Origin of the sequence: Pseudomonas sp., from assembly GCF_050739935.1 — a bacterium.
GTDB lineage: Bacteria > Pseudomonadota > Gammaproteobacteria > Pseudomonadales > Pseudomonadaceae > Aquipseudomonas.
The window spans coordinates 21,116-41,693 of the sequence record NZ_JBOICF010000031.1; the positions used below are offsets into that span (position 1 = coordinate 21,116).

Below are 20,578 nucleotides of genomic sequence, written 5' to 3' on the forward strand. Positions count from 1 at the left end.
TTCATTCACAGGCAACATCCGCCCGATTCCAAATCCTTGAGAATCGGGCAGTCCGGCCGATCATCCCCCTGACAATGTTCCACCAGATCCTGCAACGTATCCCGCAGGCCCGCGAGTTCGGCGATCTTCTGATTCAACTCATTAATATGCTGACGCGCGAGGGCTCTGACATCGGCGCTCGCTCGCCCTTTGTCCCGCCACAAGGTCAGCAACTTGCTGACCTCTTCCAGCGAAAACCCCAGATCCCGCGAGCGTTTGATGAAGGCGAGGGTGTGCAGGTCGTCCTTGCCGTACAGCCGATAACCGCTGTCAGTGCGGTGGGCTGCGTGGAGCAGGCCGATGGATTCGTAGTAGCGGATCATCTTCGCGCTGAGGCCGCTGCTTTTGGCGGCTTGGCCGATGTTCATGGCGTGTCTCCCGTGTCCTTCGGTTTCCAGGTTTTCAGCAGCAAGGCATTGCTTACGACACTGACGCTGGACAGTGCCATTGCCGCGCCTGCCAGCACCGGGTTGAGCAGCCCGAACGCGGCGAGCGGGATGCCGATCAGGTTATAGACGAACGCCCAGAACAGGTTCTGGCGGATCTTGGCGTAGGTCTTGCGGCTGATGTCCAGCGCAGCGGGGATCAGCCGTGGGTCGCCCCGCATCAGGGTGATGCCCGAGGCGTGCATGGCGACGTCGGTGCCGCCGCCCATGGCAATGCCAATATCGGCAGCGGCGAGGGCCGGGGCGTCGTTGATGCCGTCGCCGACCATCGCTACCACCGCGTTTTTTTTCAGCGCTACCACCGTGGCCGCCTTGTCGGCAGGCAGGACTTCGGCGTGTACGTCGTCGATGCCCAACGCCTGCGCCACGACCCTGGCGCTGCCGCGGTTATCGCCTGTCAGCAGGTGGGTGCTGATGTGTCGCGCGATCAGTTGCTCGACGGCTTGCGCAGCGCCGGGCTTGAGCGTGTCACCAAAGGCGAACAGGCCGAGCACCTGCCGTTGCGGGCTCAGTTCGATCAGCCAGGACAGGGTGCGACCTTCGGCTTCCCACTGTTGCGCCGTTTCGGCGAGGGCGTCAGGGGTCAGGCCGCTTTCTTCCAGCAGGCGATGATTGCCCAGCGCCAGTTCGCGGCCTTGCAATGTACCGGCGATGCCGCGTCCAGCCAGCGAGCGGCTGTTGGTCACATCTTCAAGTTTCAAGCTGCGTTCATTGACCATGTCCAGCACCGCCTTGGCCAATGAGTGCTCACTGCCCCGCTGCAGCGCGCCCGCCATTTGCAGCAGAGTGTCATCGTCGTTGTTTAACGCGATCAGATGCGCGATGCGCGGCGTACCGGATGTCAGCGTACCGGTTTTGTCGAACACTACGGCGCTGACCTCATGAGCGCGTTCCAGAGCTTCGGCGTCCTTGATCAAAATCCCGTAACGCGCCGCGACGCCAGTGCCGGCCATGATGGCGGTGGGGGTGGCCAAGCCCAATGCGCAGGGGCAAGCAATGACCAGTACGGCGACGGCATTGATCAACGCGGTTTCCTGCGACACGCCTGTCAGTAGCCAACCAATCAGCGTCGCAATCGCCAGCAGCAGGACGACAGGTACAAATACTTGGCTGACCTTATCCACAAGCTTCTGAATCGGTGCCTTGGCAGACTGCGCGTCCTCCACGAGCCGGATGATGCGCGCCAGCACCGTCTCTGCGCCCAGCGCCTGGGTCTGCACTAATAAACGGCCTTCGCCATTGATGGCCCCGCCCGTGACCCTGTCGCCGGGTTGTTTGGCGATCGGCAAGCTTTCACCGCTGATCAACGCCTCATCGGCGTGGCTCCGGCCTTCGATAACCTCGCCGTCCACCGGAAAACGCTCGCCGGGTTTGACCACTACCAGATCGCCGACTTTCAGCGCGTTGATCGCGACATCCCTTTCTTGACCTTCAATGACCTGAATCGCCCGCTCCGGACGCAATGCCTGTAGCGCCCGAATCGCGCTGGCGGTCTGGCGTTTGGCGCTGCTTTCAAGGTATTTGCCCAGTAAAACCAGGGCGATGACGACGGCAGAGGCTTCGAAGTAAAGATGCGGCATGCTTCCGGACGGGGTGGCGAGCCATTGATAGATGCTCAAGCCATACCCTGCACTGGTGCCTAGCGCGACCAGTAAATCCATGTTCCCGGCCCCTGCGCGCACGGCCTTGAAGGCGGCCACATAGAAGCGCGCGCCAAGGAGGAATTGCACTGGCGTCGCCAGCAAAAATTGCACCCACGCAGGCAGCATCCAGTGCACGCCCAGGGGTTGCAGGAGCATCGGCAGGATCAGTGGCGACGCCAGCACGATGGCGAGAATGAGATGCCAGCGTTCGCTGTCGTGGCGTTTGAGCTGGTTAGACTCCTGAACGGCAGGGTCCTGCTGCAGGCTGGCGCCATAGCCTGCTTTATCGACCGCGGCTAGCAGGCTGGCCGGATCAATGTGCTCAAGGACTTCCACATGCGCGCGTTCATTGGCGAGGTTGACAGTGGCGTTCTTTACGCCCGGGACTTTTCGCAAAGCACGCTCGACGCGACCCGCGCAACTGGCGCAAGTCATGCCGGTGATCGGTAGATCGAACGTTTCGGGACGGGACATTCCGGGCACTCCTTGTAAGCGATTGCCGACAAGGATCAACCTTGCCACGTTGGTAAGGTCAAGTCTCGGTTTTTAGCCGATGCCCGATGGTTGGGGACATCTGACTATAGGACTGAGCTTTCTCGCGATAGGCGTCGATTCAGGCATGACAACTGCCCCATCGCGAGCAACTCATTCCTACGGTGGGTGGTGCTGTCAGCGGACCCCATCTGATCCAGCGACCGGTCGACGACAGCTCTGGCCATGTCGAGCAGGTGGACGAGGTCGCGTTTGACGCCGGTCAGGTTTTCGGCGCTTTCACAGGCCGTCGCCGTGGCACAACGCAACAGGCCGGCGACATCGGCCAAGGATTCTTCAAGGAACTTGTTGGCTCGGTCGGGGGTGATTTTTCATTTTCTATCTCTTGTGAGGATGGCCCACCTCCAGTCGCTGCTAAACGAAAGAAGGTGGGGGCTTTGGCAGCGGGTTAGCAGACCGGTCACAAGCACCCGGCGCACCCGAAGGTGCCCGCGCAAAGCGACCATAACGGCGCTATCGCAGTGCTTGTAAGAAATCAGGCTGCTAAACCCGACCGCTGACACTCAGCGACCGACGCAGCCTAGAGCGAACGCGGTAGGTTCGCCTGACCCAGCGTGTTCGCCAGCAAGCCGGCTCCTACAGCGGCGCGCGGTGAGCCACAGGTTTCGCGACGCCACACTATTTCAGTAATTCAGATCAGCGCGCTTGAGGTACATGCCATTAGGCCCGGAAGCGATACGGTATTTGAGGATGTCTCCGGCATTGATGTGCAGACGCGTGTTGTTTTGCGCCTCGATGCCCGGCGAGCAGCCGGGCATTTGCGAAGGCAGCACCCGCAGACGCACGGATTGATCGCCAGCCGGGAGATTGAAGGAGGCTGATTCCTCTTGGAACAGACGCCCTACCAGTTGATCCTGCAGGAAGATGCCAATCTCGCACGGCGTAGCGACCTCCAGCCGTTCGCGAGAAATGATAAGCACGCCATAATCCTGATCGGCCTGAGCCCAGGATGCGGAAGCCAGCAGGCCAAGAAAACCTGCGATGCGAAAGGCAGACCAGCCCATGGCCGACTCTCCTGATGTTCGTTGATGAAACACTTTGGCTCAGAGCCTCGACGAATACCAGCCCGGCAGATTCAACGAAAACTTGACCTTGTCACGGGGGGAAGGTCGAAGATTGCGACAACCTGCTGTCTCACCCCCGTGGGCAGCTACTCAACCGAGGAGTCACGACATGCAACTATTCAACGTTCAAGGCATGACCTGCGGGCACTGCGTTAAAGCGGTCACCAACGCGATCAAGGGTAAAGATCCGGCAGCGAATGTGCAGATCGATCTGGCCAAGGGGGAGGTGTCGGTGCAGAGCCAGTTGGCCGCCGAGCAGGTGATTGGGCTGATCGAGGAAGAGGGCTATAGCGCGAAGGTGGCGTGATTGAAAAAGGACCTGTGGGCGAATTCATGCGAGAGAGGGCCGTACGTCCGACATGAATCTGTCGGTCATGCCGACGTCTCGCGAATGAATTCGCTCCTACAGGGATCCCGCGCCGGCAAGCCGTGCTGCTACAGATGATGCGCAACGCACATCGCCTCAATAGTGATACCACTTCAATTCCAGCATCACCTCATTCACTGGCGAGGTCAGTTGACTGAACTCACGCTGTGCACTCAATCGCAGGCCCAGATTTCGCGACAACTCCCACTGCTGATTCAGACTGATGTTGCGCCGCACTTCGCCATTGGTGAAGTAATCGCCCTTGGTCTCAAGACTCAGGTTGCCCAGCGGATTACTCCACAGAACCCCGGTATTGAAGCCTGCAGCCGGTGAAACCAGCGCGTCGAAGTCATTGTTGTGTTCGATACGCACGGTACCCAGCGCGAAGCCCAGTACATCGTCGCCCAGCTTCCAGGTCCCGCCCGCGCCGCCATTGACATGGCTGACCAGATTCTCGTCGCCATGCTTGCCCAGCACGCGCTCAAGCCCGCCGGCCACTTGCCACGACCAGGGTTGCAGCAGTTCGTTACGCGGAGTCAGGGAGCGAATGGTGGCCAGATCCAGACGCTGCACTTGCCATTTGTTGTTCTCATACTGGCGCAGCTTCAGTTGCAGAATCTCGATCTGCGCGCCCAGCGGGAAGCCATAAGCGTTGTCGTTCAGATCGTGATAGGCCATGCGCAGGCCATATTCAGCGAATGCCTTGTCATCGCGGGTGCCGGCGCCCAACTGCCATGTGCGCGACTCGTGACCGTCTTCCGTCAGGCCCGGACGCTCAATCTCCAGCGCGGGAGGCGGATTGGTGCTGATCGCCCGCAGCAAATCGTAACTGCGTTGCGAACGCACTGGATCACGTTCTTCGCCATTGGCGCGGTACCGTTCAAGCCGGTACGCGGCATCCTGAATCAACGCGCGACGATCCTTAGGCACAGCCAGATACTCGGGGCTCTGCATCTGCTGCTGATCGGCGCTGACCTTGAGCACCCATTGCTTCTCGTCATGGCTCAGCGGCTCGGCGCGACTCAGCAATTCACGCTCCTTGGATGGGCGATAGTCGATCTTCTCCACTAGCCCTGCGTCTTTTACCGCGCGCACGGTGTCGGTGGGGATCGCGGTCAGACGAAACTGAGGTGTCAGATTCAGGCTCGGACGCGCGACCTGCAACAGCTCCAGCAAGCGGTAGGAGCAGTTTTCGTCGAAGAAGAAATAACCGAAGCGGATCTGTTTGAGTTCCCACACGTGCTCGACCATGCGCCGGGTTTCTTCCGTCGTGAGATTCAGCCGGTATTCCCACAGGTCGCGGTTCTCGAGACTACGGTACTCGGAAAGTTTTTCCTGATACGGCACCAGCGCGAAGAGGCCGGGGTAGCCGCCCATCAGGCCCTTCCAGGCGTAAAGAATGCTGTTGTCGGAGCCTTCGATATAGGCGCCGAAGTTGATGGCGTAGCTGAGCAGGGCTGTCTTGTTGGCCTGCACGTCAGCCTGGTCGATTCGCAGCAACGTGTGTCCGAACATCGATGATGGGCTGTTGAGGTACGCGGCGGGAAAGATCAGCACGGTGCTGTCCGGCGCCACATCAGAGAACCATTTGTTGAATTCCTTGCAGTCCACTGCAGGCAGGTCGGTGAGCTTCAACTCGTCGCGCAAAAAACGCGTGCGAGAAGGGTAGACACACTGCGGATGCTGGTCTTCCTTGCCCTGAACCACCGGACGATAGATCGCTTCGAGCGTTGCTGCGAGTTCGGCTTTCGGGTCGTGGGCGCCATCTACGGCGAGGAAGAATTTCGGATCGTCGACATAGCTGCGCCAGCCGCCGAGCTTGCCGGATTCGTAGTGGCCGATGGAGATCCAGAACCTGGAATCGGCCAGTTGCTGCAAACGACTGTTATCGACGTGAGGCGCGGCATACAGCGGGGCGCAGACACAGAGCGCCAGCCAGGCAAGGCGTTTGAGCATAGAGTGGCAACTAATCAAAAGTAGACGGAAGTATTCAAGTAGAGGAAGCATTGAAATCCTGCCTCCCGGGAGGGAGGCAGGTGGCACGACTTTAGGCTTGAGTTGCGTATTTGGCCAGAGCCGGATCGTTCTTCAGTACGTCGATGGTGTTGGTATGAACGTCTTCAGCCGTGGCGTCCGCCTTGTTGAAGATCTGCTGATAGTGCTCGTGGGTGACTGCGGCGAAATGCGCACGGTCTTCCGGTGCAACGCCCAGCACGACCGCATAGGTGGTCAGTGCTTCGCCTTGGCCCATGGCCATGTCTTTGGAAAGCTCGTCCATCATGCCGTTCATGGCAAACCAGGACTTGCCGCCGTAGGTCAGCGCGCTATTGGTGGAGCAACCGTTGGTGCCCGAGGTCATGCCGAATGTGGCATTACCGGAAGTACCGTTGGTGGTGGATGCGAGGAAGTGTGCTGGAGTGCCGCGTTGCCCTTCGAACAGCAAGTTGCCCCAGCCGCAATCTGGACCGCCAGGAGCTTGAGCCATGGCATTCAGGGATGCAGCGGCGAGGAGAGTACCAAGAAGAATCCGTTTCATAGCTTTAGTCTCTGTTGTTTCAACCAAGGGTCGGATTCCTGACCAGTACAGGCGTCAGGACGGGCCGGTTATTTAAATTGTTACCGACCGCGCAGCTTGGAGTTTAGGCACGATCTGAATGTTCCGTAGGTAATTACTGTTTATTCAATGTAGGGCACCGCACATTGGAACCGTCGGAGGCTTCGTCAGGCAGAAAAACATTCCGGTGGTTCTTGCCTTGCCAGTCTGGTGCGGCGAGCGCCAGAATGCCCCCATCTGCCCCGCGTGATGTAAGGATGTCCGATGCCCGATCCTGTTGCTGCCAGCTTGCGACTTGCGCCTGAGGCGCTTACCCGTCCCTTTTCCGCTGAACAGTTCAGCTTCACGACAACCAACGATCTGGAACCCTTTCGCGGCGTGCTCGGTCAGGAACGAGCGGTCGAGGCCTTACAGTTCGGGGTCGCCATGCCGCGCCCCGGCTACAACGTGTTCGTCATGGGAGAGCCTGGCACTGGCCGCTTCTCCTTCGTCAAGCGCTACCTCAAGGCCGAGGGCAAGCGCATGCAGACCCCGTCGGACTGGGTCTACGTCAATAATTTCGACGAATCACGTGAGCCTCGCGCAGTAGAATTGCCCCCAGGCAGCGCCAGCTCGTTCATCGCGGACATAAACGGACTGATCGACAACTTGCTGTCGACTTTTCCTGCAGTGTTCGAGCATCCGTCCTACCAGCAAAAGAAAAGCTCCATCGACCGTGCATTCAACCAGCGCTACGACCGTGCCCTGGATGTGATCGAGCGTCTGGCGTTGGAAAAAGACATCGCCCTTTACCGCGACAGCACCAACATCGCGTTCACCCCGATGCTGGAAGGCAAGGCGTTGGACGAGGCCGAGTTTTCACAATTGCCGGACGCCGAACGCGAGCGTTTCCACACCGATATTTCGGCACTGGAAGAACGTCTCAACGAGGAGCTCGCCAGCCTGCCGCAGTGGAAGCGCGAGTCTAATAACCAAATGCGCCAGTTGAATGAAGAAACCATCATTCTGGCATTGCAACCGTTGCTGGCGCCGTTATCCGAGCAGTACGCCGAGAACGCCGCTGTGTGTGCCTATTTGCAGGCCATGCAGGTCAATCTGCTGAAAACCGTGGTCGAGCAACTGGTCGACGACAGCAAGACCGACGCCCAGGCGCGCAAACTGCTGGAAGAGCAATACTGCCCGAGCCTGGTGGTCGGTCACTCTGCCAGCGGCGGGGCGCCTGTGGTGTTCGAGCCGCATCCGACCTACGACAACCTCTTCGGGCGCATCGAGTACAGCACCGATCAGGGCGCGCTTTACACCACTTATCGTCAGCTGCGTCCGGGCGCGTTTCATCGCGCCAACGGCGGCTTCCTGATTCTGGAAGCCGAGAAGATGCTCAGCGAGCCGTTCGTGTGGGACGCCCTCAAGCGCTCCCTTCAATCGCGCAAGCTGAAGATGGAGTCGCCGCTGGGCGAGCTAGGCCGCATCGCCACTGTGACGCTGACCCCGCAGACCATTGCGTTGCAGGTCAAGGTCATCATCATCGGCGCTCGTTCGCTGTATTACACGCTGCAGGACCTTGATCCGGACTTCCAGGAGATGTTCCGGGTGCTGGTGGACTTCGACGAAGACATTCCAATGGTAGACGAGAGCCTGGAGCAGTTCGCCCAGTTGCTCAAGACTCGCACTTCGGAAGAGGGCATGGCGCCGTTGACTGCCGATGCCGTGGCGCGTCTGGCAACTTACAGCGCCCGTCTGGCCGAACATCAGGGGCGCTTGTCGGCGCGTATCGGCGATCTGTTTCAGCTGGTCAGCGAGGCGGATTTCATTCGCAGCCTGGCCAATGACGAGCGTACCGATGCAGGTCATATCGAGCGCGCGCTCAAGGCCAAGGCCACGCGCACCGGTCGGGTGTCGGCACGGATTCTCGACGACATGCTCGCCGGTATCATCCTCATCGACACCGCAGGCGCGGCGGTTGGCAAGTGCAACGGGCTGACGGTGCTGGAAGTCGGCGATTCGGCCTTCGGTGTGCCCGCGCGGATTTCCGCCACGGTGTATCCGGGAGGCAGCGGCATCGTCGACATCGAGCGTGAGGTCAATCTCGGTCAGCCGATCCACTCCAAGGGTGTGATGATCCTCACCGGTTATCTGGGCAGTCGCTACGCGCAGGAATTCCCGTTGGCTATTTCAGCGAGCATCGCACTGGAGCAGTCCTACGGTTATGTGGACGGCGACAGCGCATCGCTCGGTGAGGTCTGTACGCTGATTTCCGCGCTGTCGAAAACCCCGCTCAAGCAGTGCTTCGCCATCACCGGCTCCATCAACCAGTTCGGTGAAGTGCAGGCTGTCGGTGGGGTGAACGAGAAGATCGAGGGCTTTTTCCGGCTCTGTGAAGCGCGAGGTCTTACAGGTGATCAGGGCGCGATCATTCCACAAGCCAACGTCGCCACGTTGATGCTCGATGAACGTGTGTTGCAAGCCGTGCGCGCCGGGCAATTCCACGTCTATGCCGTTCGGCAGGTGGATGAGGCCTTGAGCCTGCTGGTGGGTGAGGCTGTCGGTGAGGCAGATGAAGACGGCCAATTCCCGGAAAACTCGGTAAACGGCCGAGTGGTGGACCGTCTGCGCGATATCGCTGAAATGCTCAGCGAAGAAGACCTCAAAGAGCTCGAAAAAGAGGCGCCACAATTACAGCCAGAACTGAAAAGTTAACCGTTTGACGTCAATGAAACAGGGCGCTTGATGGCAAAATGACCATTCGGCGCCCTTTTTGTTTTTACGCTTTTCCTGTGGGGTATTTCTTCGATATTGTCGAGCTGCAGCAGTTGTCAAAAGGACTGACGCGTTTCCTTCGCCGTTTCAAGGGAATGAATACTGCAATCAATGAGGAGCTCGCCATGCCGCGCAGCCTCTGTCTTACTCGCCAATGCCTGGGTCTGGTGACCCGTATCGAATGTGTGATTCGCCCACTGTCCGGCGACAGCGGGATGTGGACCTTGCTGTTTGCCGCCGGAATGTCCGGAGAGCAACCTTCCGCATTAAAAGCTCAGGGGCCGTTTCATGGTCCGGTCGCAGCGGAGTCCGTTCTGGATGCAATCGCCGAGAGTCTGCTCCTTCATGGATATCAGACAGCGGAAGAAATACCGATCTGGAGCCTTCATCTGCAAGGTGAGTTGCGAAGGATCAATGCTGACGCGTGTCACGGTCAGCGAACCTCCCCGGTCAACTGACACGCTGTAACGCATCGACGAGCGCCGCGTGGTTTTCCCGTTGCTCAGGGTTGTCGCGCGGAATTCGTCGATAGCACTCAGCCGTGCTCCGCGTCAGTCAATTGTTTCAGGTTTTGTCGTAATGGCTTGTGCCCATCCGTCTTGACCCTATACTCGCGGGCTTTCAATTATCTGTGAGTTTCAATGGAACGTTTTATCGAAAATGCCATGTACGCGTCGCGCTGGTTGCTGGCGCCGATCTACTTTGGTTTGTCTCTGGGATTGCTGGCGCTGGCGCTTAAGTTCTTCCAGGAAATATTTCACGTCATCCCCAATGTGTTTTCGCTGGCCGAGTCCGACTTGATTCTGGTGCTGCTATCGCTGATTGACATGGCGCTGGTCGGTGGACTGCTGGTCATGGTGATGATCTCGGGCTACGAGAACTTCGTTTCGCAGCTGGACATAGACGAAGACAAGGAAAAGCTCAACTGGCTTGGCAAGATGGATTCTTCGTCGTTGAAGATGAAAGTCGCCGCGTCCATCGTCGCCATCTCTTCCATTCACCTGCTGCGGGTGTTCATGGACGCCAAGAACATCGAACCCCAATACCTGATGTGGTACGTGATCATCCACATGACCTTCGTGGTGTCGGCGTTTGCGATGGGGTATCTGGATAAGCTGACCAAGCATTGATCCGGCTGTTGTTGCGAGGATTCTGCTGCGTTTAACGGAATCCTTGTAGGAGCCAGCAAGCAGGTTCCAACAGTAAGCGACGTGCAATAGGGGACAGATACACCAATGACCGCGCTGATGCGCACGCCCGTTTGAGCAGGACGGGTTGCCTGCCTAGGGTGGTGGGGGCAGATGTGCTAGGCTGCTCGGCCTTTTGGTTCAGGGCGTCCCAGGACGCTCTATAAGCGGAGCAGCATCATGTCCGAAGTCAATCTGTCCACCGACGAAACGCGCGTCAGCTACGGCATTGGCCGTCAGTTGGGCGACCAATTGCGTGACAATCCTCCGCCGGGTATCAGCCTGGACGCCATTCTGGCCGGTCTGACCGACGCTTTCGGCGGCACGCCGAGCCGCGTCAGCCAGGAAGAAATGGCGGCCAGCTTCAAAGTCATCCGCGACATCATGCAAGCCGAAGCAGCTGCCAAAGCAGAAGCTGCTGCTGGCGCTGGCAAGGAATATCTGGCCAAGAACGCCAAGCGTGAAGGCGTGACCACGCTGGAATCGGGTCTGCAATTCGAGGTCATCACCGCAGGCGAAGGCGCTCAGCCAACCCGCGAAAGCAACGTGCGTACTCACTACCACGGCATGCTGATCGACGGCACTGTATTCGACAGCTCCTACGATCGTGGTGAGCCTGCTGAATTCCCGGTCGGTGGCGTGATCGCTGGCTGGACTGAAGCCCTGCAACTGATGAAGGCCGGCAGTAAATGGCGCCTGTACGTTCCTAGCGAACTGGCCTACGGCGCTCAAGGCGTGGGTAGCATCCCGCCGCACAGCGTTCTGGTGTTCGACGTCGAGCTGCTCGACGTTCTGTGATGCAGCTATAAGCGGTAAGTTTTAAGCTCCAAGCAGATCGTTGCCGGGTGGACTGTCGCTGTTCACTCGGCAACGTTGTTTTCAATGACCGCATTAGTGAAGCTCACACGCCGGGCGCAAGGCTCGGGCATAGCAGAACAGAAACAGGCTGCGCACCATCTCCTTTTGAATCCCCGGTTCGCATGAACTGAGGCTGTTCACGTCCAGATCCCCCTGATCCCGCAACTCGTCCAGAGCGTCTTCTTCCAACACGGCGCAGACCTCGCCGGTTTCGCGGTGCAGGATTCGCAGGTAAGGGTGTGGTCGATCCAGCCAGGCGTCGATCAGATACGTCATGTTCGTTCTCCTTGAAAGATTTCAATGAGAATAATTCTTATCTGTGGAATAGCAAGGATCTATTTGAGATTAATTCGCATTTTGGTGGTGAGGTTGATCTGGGTCATACGGATCTTTCTGAATCGCCAAGTACCGCAAACCCTGTAGGAGCCAGCTTGCTGGCGAAGGCGTCGTGTCAGCAGAAAGTTGCGTGTCTGACGCGCCGCCTTCGCCAGCAAGCCTGCTCCTACGGTTGATCTCGGGGGACCGGAGGTCCGGGTCAAACGCCAGTCACAAAAAAGCCCGTCACATGAACGGGCTTTTCGGTGAGCGGGATGCTGATCAGTGCGTACGGGCTACCGCAAACTCGCTCAACTCGATCAGTGCATCGCGGTACTCGCTGGCCGGCAGCACGTCCAGGCAGGCGATGGCACGGGCCGCATAGTCACGGGCCAGCTTGGCTGTGTAATCCAGCGAGCCAGAGTTCTCGACCGCTTCACGGATGCTTTCGAGATCTTCCAGGCCACCTTTCTGGATAGCCTTGCGCACCAAAGCGGCCTGTTCTGGCGTGCCTTCGCGCATGGTGTAGATCAGCGGCAGGGTCGGCTTGCCTTCGGCAAGGTCGTCACCGATGTTCTTGCCCATGGTCTCGGCATCGCCGCGATAGTCGAGCAGATCGTCGACCAGCTGGAATGCGATGCCCAGGTGATCGCCGAATGTGCGCAGGGCTTCGCTCTGGTCATGGTTTGCGTTGGCGAGGGCCGCAGCGCTGTGGGTCGAGGCTTCGAACAGCATGGCTGTCTTGCCGCGAATCACTTCCATGTACGTTTCTTCGGTGGTGCTGGCGTCACGGACCTTCGATAGCTGAAGCACTTCACCCTCGGCGATGACGCGAGTCGCCTTGGAGAGAATCTGCATCACCGGCATCGAACCCAGCTCGACCATCATTTCGAAAGAGCGCGAATAAAGGAAGTCACCGACCAGAACGCTTGGCGCGTTGCCCCACATGGCGTTTGCGGTCGAACGCCCACGACGCATGCCGGACATATCGACGACGTCGTCGTGCAGCAGGGTCGCGGTGTGCAGGAATTCGATGGTGGCCGCCAGCAGGCGCAGATCATCACCGCCGCTGCCCAGTGCCTTGCCGCACAGGAGCACCAGCAGTGGGCGCAGGCGTTTGCCGCCAGCGGAGGTAATGTAGTCGCCGATTTTCGAGACCAGCGGCACGCGCGATGTCAGCTGCTTCTTGATAATGTGGTCGACGGCTGTAAAGTCGTCCGCCACAGCGCGGTAGAAGGCTTGGGGTTGCATCAGCGAGACGTGCTCCAGAAGGGTTGCGCGGCATGCTAGGTTGCAGGCCCCACCCTGTCAAGGCGTGACGTACGGCCGCTTGCAAGGCGCTCGCGGCTTGCGTACAATCGCGCACCCTAACTTTCCTGGGCAGCACCTGCCTTACGCAATTGCATGTCGAGCCTTTCCAGCTTCATGCAGCCATGCCAGCCGACACTCTTCTTATAAAGCGCTGGGTGAGCAGGATTTTCGGAGAAATACCATGTCGTACGCAGTAATCGTTACCGGTGGCAAGCAGTACAAAGTCGCCCCAGGTGAATACCTGAAAATCGAAAAACTGGAAGTCGCCACTGGCGAATCCGTTACTTTTGACCGCGTATTGCTCGTTGCCAACGGCGACGACGTCAATATCGGCGCTCCAGTTGTTGCAGGCGCTACCGTTGTGGCTGAAGTGATCTCCCAGGGTCGTCACGATAAAGTCCGCATCATCAAGTTCCGTCGTCGTAAGCACCACATGAAGCGTATGGGCCACCGCCAGTGGTTCACCGAGATCAAAATCACCGGTATCCAGGCCTGAATTTCAGCCTGATACCCTAATAGGAGTATTGAACTCATGGCACACAAAAAAGCTGGTGGTAGTACCCGTAACGGTCGCGACTCAGAAGCCAAACGCCTTGGCGTCAAGATGTACGGCGGCCAGGTAATCGTTCCGGGCAACATCATCGTGCGTCAGCGCGGTACCCAATTCCACGCTGGCTACGGCGTTGGCATGGGCAAGGATCACACCCTGTTCGCTAAAGTCGAAGGCGTGATCAAGTTCCAGGTTAAAGGCGCCTTCGGTCGTCGCTATGTAAGCATCGTGCCGAAAGCAGAAGTCGCGGCGTGATCTTGCAGTCTTAGGCTTTTTGAAAGCGTTACGAGCGAAGGCAAGACAAGGCAAAAACAGGCGAGGAATGGCCGGGGTTGCGTTCAACTTTGGCCCTCATTCCGATCCTGTTTTTAACGCAGTATTGTCGAGCGCAGTAGCTTTCAAGGTGTCTGAGCTGAAAAGCCCTGTCGACGACAGGGCTTTTTCGTTTGTAAAAGGTTTGGTTTTGGTGAGTCTCTTGCAAAGCTGTTTGTGTGGGCCGTTGTGGTGTGAAGTCGCTGGTTTTTGATCGGTATCGCAACGCTCATCTTTGCAAGAGCCTTATGAATTTATGTTGTTTGCTCGTCTTTGTGACGGGAGGCGTGCGTTATGAAATTTGTTGATGAAGTATCCATTCGAGTGAAGGCCGGTGACGGCGGCAACGGTTGCATGAGTTTCCGTCGCGAAAAATTCATCGAAAACGGTGGTCCCAACGGCGGTGATGGTGGTGACGGCGGCTCGATCTACATGATCGCTGACGAAAACCTCAACACGCTGGTCGACTACCGCTACACCCGTCACTTTGACGCCGAGCGTGGCTCCAATGGCGGCAGCACCGATTGCACCGGTCGTAAGGGTGAAGATCTGGTTCTGCGCGTTCCGGTCGGTACCACTGTGATCGACGCCAGTACCCAGGAAATCATCGGCGACCTGACCAAAGCCGGTCAGCGCCTGCTGGTGGTGCAGGGCGGTTGGCACGGTCTGGGCAATACCCGTTTCAAATCCAGCACCAACCGCGCGCCACGTCAAACCACGCCTGGCAAACCAGGCGAACAGCGTGATCTGAAGCTGGAACTCAAAGTGCTGGCTGACGTGGGTCTGCTCGGTTTGCCGAATGCTGGCAAAAGCACGTTCATCCGTTCCGTTTCGGCCGCCAAGCCGAAGGTCGCCGACTACCCGTTCACCACGCTGGTACCGAACCTGGGTGTGGTTAGCGTCGATCGCTGGAAGAGTTTCGTCATCGCCGACATCCCGGGTCTGATCGAGGGTGCATCGGACGGCGCCGGTCTTGGTATCCGCTTCCTCAAGCACCTGGCGCGTACCCGGCTGTTGCTGCATCTCGTCGACATGGCGCCGCTGGATGAAAGCAGCGCGCCGGATGCCGCGGAAGTCATCGTCAATGAACTGATCAAGTTCAGCCCTGCGCTGGCGGATCGTGATCGTTGGCTGGTGCTTAACAAGTGCGATCAGATCCTCGAAGAAGAGCATGAAGAGCGCAAGCAGGAGATCATCGATCGGCTTGGCTGGACGGGGCCTGTTTACGTGATCTCGGCCATTGCCAAAGAAGGCACCGATCGCCTGAGTCACGACATCATGCGTTATCTCGAAGATCGCGCCGATCGTCTGGCCAATGACCCGGCTTATGCCGAAGAGCTGGCCGAGCTGGATCAGCGTATCGAAGACGAGGCGCGTGCCCAGTTGCAGGCACTGGATGATCAGCGTGCTCTGCGCCGTAGCGGCGTGAAGAGTGTGCATGACATCGGCGACGACGATTGGGATGAAGAAGATGTGGACGATGAAGACGGTCCGGAAATCATTTACGTCCGTGAGTGACTCAGTGAAGTAAACTACAACGCCGCTTAATAGCGGCGTTTTAGTATGTCGAATTCGTACTCTCTGGCTTAAGGTTGAAAGATCATGCGGAGCAAGGTGACAGGTGCCCAGCGTTGGGTTGTGAAGATCGGAAGTGCGCTGCTGACAGCGGACGGCAAGGGTCTTGACCGCAACGCGATGGGTGTTTGGGTCGGGCAGATGGTGGCGCTGCATGAGGCAGGCGTCGAACTGGTCCTGGTTTCGTCCGGCGCAGTGGCTGCCGGAATGAGTCGCCTGGGCTGGACTGCACGACCGAGTGCCATGCATGAGCTTCAAGCGGCTGCGGCGATAGGTCAAATGGGCCTAGTGCAGGCCTGGGAATCCAGCTTTGCCGAGCACGACCGCCACACCGCACAGATTCTGCTGACCCATGACGACCTGTCCGACCGCAAGCGTTACCTGAATGCCCGAAGTACGCTGCGTACGCTGGTGGAGTTGGGTGTCGTGCCGGTGATCAACGAAAACGATACCGTCGTCACCGACGAGATTCGTTTTGGCGACAACGACACGCTGGCTGCACTGGTGGCGAATCTGGTCGAGGCCGATCTGCTGGTCATCCTCACTGACCGCGACGGCATGTTCGATGCTGATCCGCGCAACAACCCTGAAGCTCAGTTGATCTACGAAGCTCGCGCCGACGACCCCGCGCTGGATGCTGTTGCTGGTGGTACGGGCGGCGCGCTGGGGCGTGGCGGTATGCAGACCAAGCTGCGTGCGGCGCGTCTGGCTGCGCGTTCGGGCGCGCACACGGTGATCGTCGGTGGTCGCATCGAGCGCGTGCTGGCGCGTCTCAAGGCCGGTGAACAGCTGGGTACGCTGCTGTCGCCGGAGCGCGGCATGCTGGCGGCTCGCAAGCAGTGGTTGGCTGGCCACCTGCAGACTCGCGGCACGCTGGTGCTGGACGATGGCGCGGTCAAGGCGCTCACCGATAGCAACAAAAGCCTGTTGCCGGTAGGTGTGAAGCTGGTTCAGGGCAGCTTTCGTCGCGGCGAAATGGTGGTGTGTGTCGCCGCGAATGGCCGCGAGATCGCCCGTGGCCTCAGTAATTACAGCGCGCTCGAAGCGCAGAAGATCATTGGTCAGCCATCCGACGCCATCGTCAAGGAGTTGGGTTATATGGCTGAGCCAGAGCTGGTTCATCGTGACAACCTGATTCTGGTTTGAATCGGACTCTCTTGATAAGGAAGCTGCAATGCGAGTCGTGAGGGGAATACTGGGTGCGCTGCTGGTGCTGCCCTTGCTGGCATCAGCGGAAGAGATCGGGCAGGTGTCGACGGTGTTCAAGTTCGTCGGCCCTAACGACCGGATCGTGGTCGAGGCGTTCGACGATCCAAAGGTTGATGGTGTGACCTGCTATCTGTCTCGTGCCAAGACTGGCGGCGTGAAGGGTGGGCTGGGGCTGGCGGAAGATCGCGCTGAGGCATCTATCGCTTGTCGCCAGGTTGGGCCGATCCATTTCAAGGAGGAGCTCAAGGATGGCGACGAGGTGTTCAAGGAGCGCACGTCGCTGGTGTTCAAGACCATGCAGGTTGTGCGCTTCCTCGACAAGAAGCGGAACACGCTGGTGTACCTGGTCTACAGCGACCGGATCATCGAAGGCAGTCCGCAGAATGCGGTGACGGCGATTCCAATCCTGCCGTGGGCGCCAGCGCCTGCTCCCGGTCCGTAATTCCTGGGATGGTAGCGTCCGTAGGATCGCTGCCGCCGGGAGGCCTGACCGCTACAGCGGAGCGTGTGTACGCAAAACTCTCAAGCGCCGCAAGCCTGAAGGAGCCGGCTTGCTGGCGAGCGCGTCGGGTCAGCCTCGGATGAGTTGTCTGTTACTTCGCATTCGCCAGCAAGCCGGCTCCTGCAGGTTTGGGCGATGGTAAATTCCAGGCAATAAAAAACCGACCCTGAGGTCGGTTTTTTAACAAGCGGATCGCTTAGGCAGCAGCAGCAAGGTTCAGAGCCTTGATGTGGCCATTCAGGCGACCTTTATGGCGAGCAGCTTTGTTCTTGTGGATGATGCCTTTATCGGCCATACGGTCGATAACTGGCACAGCCAGAACATAAGCAGCTTGCGCTTTTTCAGCGTCTTTTGCGTCGATGGCTTTGACTACGTTCTTGATGTAGGTACGAACCATGGAACGCAGGCTGGCGTTGTGGCTGCGACGCTTCTCAGCCTGTTTTGCACGTTTTTTGGCGGAAGGTGAGTTGGCCACCGTCGAGCTCCTCGAAAGACTTGGGAAATAGCTAACAAAATAGGCCGCGAATCATGCCGATGAGTTTGATGCTTGTCAAGGGCAGTTGATGCGTTCCGCTGAGTGGTCGGCGTGTGATGCCGAGGATATTTCTTTCCGGCGTACGACCTGTAAACTCGCGGGTTTTGGCTCAGTGCTGTTTTGCGGCGCGGAGTATCGCATAAATGGAACGCGCTTTGGCGCTTCCTTTGGTCGGGCGCATAACCTTTAGATGAATCTCCTCAAATCGCTTGCCGCCGTCAGCTCTATCACAATGCTTTCGCGGGTTCTGGGTTTTATCCGAGACACCATCATCGCCCGGGCATTCGGGGCAGGGATGGCGACAGATGCCTTCTTCATTGCCTTCAAATTGCCGAATCTACTGCGGCGAATTTTTGCCGAGGGCGCGTTCTCTCAGGCTTTCGTGCCGATTCTTGCCGAATATAAAAGCCAGCAGGGAGAGGAGGCTACCCGCACCTTTGTCGCTTATGTCACAGGTCTTCTGACCCTGGCGCTGGCGTTGGTAACGGTGCTGGGCATCCTCTTTGCGCCTTGGGTGATCTGGGCCACGGCGCCGGGCTTTGCCGACACGCCGGAAAAATTCCAGCTGACGTCCGATCTGCTGCGCGTGACCTTTCCTTATATATTGCTGATCTCGCTGTCTTCGCTGGCCGGGGCGATCCTCAATACCTGGAACCGTTTTTCGGTGCCGGCGTTCGTGCCGACGCTGCTTAACCTCGCGATGATCTTCTTCGCGCTGTTCCTCACCCCATATTTCCATCCGCCGGTCATGGCGTTGGGTTGGGCGGTGCTGGCGGGTGGTTTGCTGCAATTGCTGTATCAACTGCCGCATCTAAAGAAGATCGGCATGCTGGTCTTGCCTCGGCTGAATCTGCGGGATACCGGCGTCTGGCGCGTGATGAAACAGATGCTGCCGGCGATGCTCGGCGTCTCGGTAAGTCAGATTTCGCTGATCATCAACACGATTTTTGCCTCCTTTCTTGTGGCCGGTTCGGTGTCCTGGATGTACTACGCCGACCGTCTGATGGAGTTGCCTTCGGGCGTGTTGGGCGTGGCATTGGGGACGATTCTGCTGCCGATTCTGTCCAAGACCTACGCCAGCAGGGATCGCCACGAGTATTCGCGGATTCTCGATTGGGGGCTGCGTCTATGTTTCGTGCTGGTCCTGCCCTGCACGCTGGCTCTGGGGCTGCTGGCTGAGCCATTGACCGTTTCACTGTTTCAGTACGGCAAGTTCGATGCTGTCGATGCCGCGATGACCCAGCGCGCGTTGATCGGCTATGCCGTGGGCTTGTTGGGCATCATCGTGATCAAGGTGCTGGCGCCGGGCTTCTATGCCCAACAAAATATTCGCACCCCGGTGAAAATCGCCATCTTCACCCTCATAGTGACTCAGCTGTTCAACGTGCTTTTCGTTTACGGTGTGCATCTGGCCCATGCGGGGCTGGCACTGGCGATCAGCATGGGCGCCTGTCTGAATGCCTTGCTGCTGTTCTGGCAGTTGCGCCGCCAGGATCTCTACCAGCCGCAACCGGGCTGGCCGGTATTTCTGGTCAAGCTGGTGGTGGCGGTTTCGGTGATGTCCGCCGTGCTGCTGGGCCTCATGTACGTGATGCCATCCTGGTCCGACGGGCAGATGCTCGAGCGTTTCATCCGGTTGGGTGGACTGGTGGCTGCGGGTGTGGTGGCGTATTTCGGCATGTTGTTGCTGTTGGGCTTTCGTCTGAAAGATTTCGCCCGCAAGGCGATCATGTAGGATCAATCGTCGGTTTTTGCCGGTTAATGCCGATTGTTGCTGTCTGGCTGAATGTGTCGCCTGTCGTTGAGGGCGGTGTGTGGTTATAATCGGCCACTTTATGAGCAAGAAGCGCGTTATGCAGCTGGTTCGAGGCCTTCACAATCTGCGCCCCCAGCATCGGGGCTGCGTCGCCACCATTGGCAATTTCGACGGCGTTCATCGTGGTCACCAGGCTATCCTGGCGCGACTGCGCGAGCGTGCCGTCGAATTGGACCTGCCCAGTTGCGTCGTGATTTTCGAACCGCAGCCGCGGGAGTTCTTTGCGCCGGAAACCGCGCCTGCGCGCCTGGCACGTCTGCGCGACAAGCTCGATCTGCTGGCTGCCGAGGGCGTCGATATGGTGCTCTGCCTGGCGTTCAATCAGCGCTTGAGCAAGCTGAGCGCGGCAGAGTTCGTCGACACCGTTTTGATCGACGGCCTGCATGTGAAACATCTGGAGGTCGGTGACGACTTCCGTTTTGGCTGTGACCGGATAGGGGATTTCGATTTCCTGCAAAAGGTCGGCGCCGAAAAAGGCTTCACCGTTGAAGCCGCGCAAACCGTGGAAATCGACGGCGTACGCGTCAGCAGCACCCAGGTGCGTAACGCCTTGGCCGCCGGTGATTTTGCCCTGGCCGAGCAACTGCTGGGCCGGCCCTTCGAGATTTCCGGCCGTGTCCTGCATGGCCAGAAGCTTGCGCGTCAGCTGGGTACGCCCACTGCCAACGTGCAGCTCAAACGCCGTCGCGTGCCGTTGACCGGGGTGTATCTGGTCAGTGCCGAAATCGACGGCAAGGTCTGGCCGGGTGTCGCCAACATTGGCGTGCGACCGACGGTGGCAGGGGATGGACGTCCCCACCTTGAAATACATCTTCTGGACTTTGCCGGTGATATCTATGGCCGGCGCCTGACGGTGGTCTTCCACCAAAAGCTGCGTGATGAGCAGCGTTTCGCCTCGCTTGAGGCGCTTAAGACGGCGATCGATGCGGATGTCGCTGCCGCCCGTGCCCATTGGGGCATGGTCAACCGCTAATTTAGAGCCTGAA

Annotated in this window: 21 protein-coding genes; 12 read left to right on the forward strand and 9 right to left on the reverse strand. The window is 58.6% G+C overall.

The window, feature by feature from the left end; translation table 11 throughout:
- Positions 1-5 precede the first annotated feature (5 nt).
- The 4 genes from cueR to ACRER8_RS05020 all read right to left on the reverse strand — a co-directional run bounded on the left by cueR (position 6) and on the right by ACRER8_RS05020 (position 3,684).
- Positions 6-407, reverse strand: coding sequence for a Cu(I)-responsive transcriptional regulator (gene cueR / locus ACRER8_RS05005; protein WP_431745251.1), 402 nt, complete (start codon positions 405-407; stop codon positions 6-8).
- Positions 404-2,602 carry a heavy metal translocating P-type ATPase gene (locus tag ACRER8_RS05010; RefSeq protein ID WP_431745252.1) on the reverse strand — a complete coding sequence of 733 codons (2,199 nt, stop codon included), beginning with the start codon at positions 2,600-2,602 and terminating at the stop codon, positions 404-406. The genes cueR and ACRER8_RS05010 overlap by 4 nt, the downstream gene beginning before the upstream one ends.
- Positions 2,603-2,706: 104 nt before the next feature.
- Positions 2,707-2,949, reverse strand: a complete 243-nt coding sequence (locus ACRER8_RS05015) for a hypothetical protein (protein ID WP_431745253.1) — start codon at positions 2,947-2,949, stop codon at positions 2,707-2,709.
- 354 nt (positions 2,950-3,303) lie between these two features.
- Positions 3,304-3,684, reverse strand: coding sequence for a hypothetical protein (locus tag ACRER8_RS05020; RefSeq protein ID WP_431745254.1), 381 nt, complete (start codon positions 3,682-3,684; stop codon positions 3,304-3,306).
- A gap of 169 nt (positions 3,685-3,853) precedes the next feature.
- Between ACRER8_RS05020 and ACRER8_RS05025 the strand changes: the two genes are divergently transcribed.
- Entirely contained in the window at positions 3,854-4,051 is a 198-nt protein-coding gene (locus ACRER8_RS05025) for a heavy-metal-associated domain-containing protein (RefSeq protein WP_431745255.1), read from the forward strand.
- Between the two features lie 156 nt (positions 4,052-4,207).
- On the opposite strand, the gene ACRER8_RS05030 is transcribed toward ACRER8_RS05025, so the two are convergent.
- Both ACRER8_RS05030 and ACRER8_RS05035 read right to left on the reverse strand, forming a co-directional pair.
- A complete protein-coding gene (locus tag ACRER8_RS05030) occupies positions 4,208-6,067 on the reverse strand; it encodes a DUF4105 domain-containing protein (protein ID WP_431745256.1) in 1,860 nt (619 codons plus the stop codon).
- Positions 6,068-6,158: 91 nt separating this feature from the next.
- Entirely contained in the window at positions 6,159-6,647 is a 489-nt protein-coding gene (locus ACRER8_RS05035) for a DUF3015 domain-containing protein (RefSeq protein WP_110946501.1), read from the reverse strand.
- Positions 6,648-6,929: 282 nt separating this feature from the next.
- On the opposite strand from ACRER8_RS05035, the gene ACRER8_RS05040 reads away from it, so the two are divergent.
- The 4 genes from ACRER8_RS05040 to ACRER8_RS05055 all read left to right on the forward strand — a co-directional run bounded on the left by ACRER8_RS05040 (position 6,930) and on the right by ACRER8_RS05055 (position 11,407).
- Complete coding sequence (locus tag ACRER8_RS05040) at positions 6,930-9,362, forward strand: Lon protease family protein (protein WP_431745257.1); 2,433 nt, start codon at positions 6,930-6,932, stop codon at positions 9,360-9,362.
- 185 nt (positions 9,363-9,547) lie between these two features.
- Positions 9,548-9,880: a hypothetical protein gene (locus ACRER8_RS05045; protein ID WP_431745324.1), complete on the forward strand. Its 333-nt coding sequence runs from the start codon at positions 9,548-9,550 to the stop codon at positions 9,878-9,880.
- 183 nt (positions 9,881-10,063) lie between these two features.
- The gene (locus ACRER8_RS05050) at positions 10,064-10,552 is read left to right on the forward strand and encodes a TIGR00645 family protein (RefSeq protein ID WP_037015447.1); all 489 of its coding nucleotides are present in this window, start codon (positions 10,064-10,066) and stop codon (positions 10,550-10,552) included.
- Positions 10,553-10,789: 237 nt separating this feature from the next.
- Complete coding sequence (locus ACRER8_RS05055) at positions 10,790-11,407, forward strand: FKBP-type peptidyl-prolyl cis-trans isomerase (RefSeq protein ID WP_431745258.1); 618 nt, start codon at positions 10,790-10,792, stop codon at positions 11,405-11,407.
- A 93-nt stretch (positions 11,408-11,500) separates the two neighbouring features.
- Here the strand turns inward: ACRER8_RS05055 and ACRER8_RS05060 are convergent, their stop codons facing one another.
- Together ACRER8_RS05060 and ACRER8_RS05065 are read right to left on the reverse strand one after the other, a co-directional pair.
- Positions 11,501-11,743, reverse strand: coding sequence for a PA4570 family protein (locus tag ACRER8_RS05060; protein ID WP_166598370.1), 243 nt, complete (start codon positions 11,741-11,743; stop codon positions 11,501-11,503).
- Between the two features lie 321 nt (positions 11,744-12,064).
- Complete coding sequence (locus ACRER8_RS05065; protein WP_431745259.1) at positions 12,065-13,033, reverse strand: polyprenyl synthetase family protein; 969 nt, start codon at positions 13,031-13,033, stop codon at positions 12,065-12,067.
- Between the two features lie 241 nt (positions 13,034-13,274).
- On the opposite strand from ACRER8_RS05065, the gene rplU reads away from it, so the two are divergent.
- The 5 genes from rplU (at position 13,275) to ACRER8_RS05090 (ending at position 17,181) form a co-directional block, all read left to right on the forward strand.
- Positions 13,275-13,589, forward strand: coding sequence for a 50S ribosomal protein L21 (gene rplU, locus ACRER8_RS05070; protein WP_110946962.1), 315 nt, complete (start codon positions 13,275-13,277; stop codon positions 13,587-13,589).
- A gap of 36 nt (positions 13,590-13,625) precedes the next feature.
- Positions 13,626-13,898, forward strand: a complete 273-nt coding sequence (gene rpmA, locus ACRER8_RS05075) for a 50S ribosomal protein L27 (protein ID WP_062378791.1) — start codon at positions 13,626-13,628, stop codon at positions 13,896-13,898.
- Positions 13,899-14,249: 351 nt separating this feature from the next.
- Positions 14,250-15,473: an Obg family GTPase CgtA gene (gene cgtA / locus ACRER8_RS05080; RefSeq protein ID WP_431745260.1), complete on the forward strand. Its 1,224-nt coding sequence runs from the start codon at positions 14,250-14,252 to the stop codon at positions 15,471-15,473.
- Positions 15,474-15,557: 84 nt separating this feature from the next.
- Positions 15,558-16,676, forward strand: coding sequence for a glutamate 5-kinase (proB, locus tag ACRER8_RS05085; RefSeq protein ID WP_431745261.1), 1,119 nt, complete (start codon positions 15,558-15,560; stop codon positions 16,674-16,676).
- A 28-nt stretch (positions 16,677-16,704) separates the two neighbouring features.
- The gene (locus ACRER8_RS05090; protein ID WP_431745262.1) at positions 16,705-17,181 is read left to right on the forward strand and encodes a CreA family protein; all 477 of its coding nucleotides are present in this window, start codon (positions 16,705-16,707) and stop codon (positions 17,179-17,181) included.
- A 256-nt stretch (positions 17,182-17,437) separates the two neighbouring features.
- On the opposite strand, the gene rpsT is transcribed toward ACRER8_RS05090, so the two are convergent.
- Positions 17,438-17,716: a 30S ribosomal protein S20 gene (gene rpsT / locus ACRER8_RS05095; protein WP_007924739.1), complete on the reverse strand. Its 279-nt coding sequence runs from the start codon at positions 17,714-17,716 to the stop codon at positions 17,438-17,440.
- A gap of 250 nt (positions 17,717-17,966) precedes the next feature.
- On the opposite strand from rpsT, the gene murJ reads away from it, so the two are divergent.
- Together murJ and ribF are read left to right on the forward strand one after the other, a co-directional pair.
- Positions 17,967-19,511: a murein biosynthesis integral membrane protein MurJ gene (gene murJ / locus ACRER8_RS05100; RefSeq protein WP_431745263.1), complete on the forward strand. Its 1,545-nt coding sequence runs from the start codon at positions 17,967-17,969 to the stop codon at positions 19,509-19,511.
- Between the two features lie 118 nt (positions 19,512-19,629).
- Positions 19,630-20,565 (forward strand): bifunctional riboflavin kinase/FAD synthetase, encoded by a 936-nt coding sequence (gene ribF / locus ACRER8_RS05105; RefSeq protein ID WP_431745264.1) that lies wholly within the window; start codon positions 19,630-19,632, stop codon positions 20,563-20,565.
- Positions 20,566-20,578 lie beyond the last annotated feature (13 nt).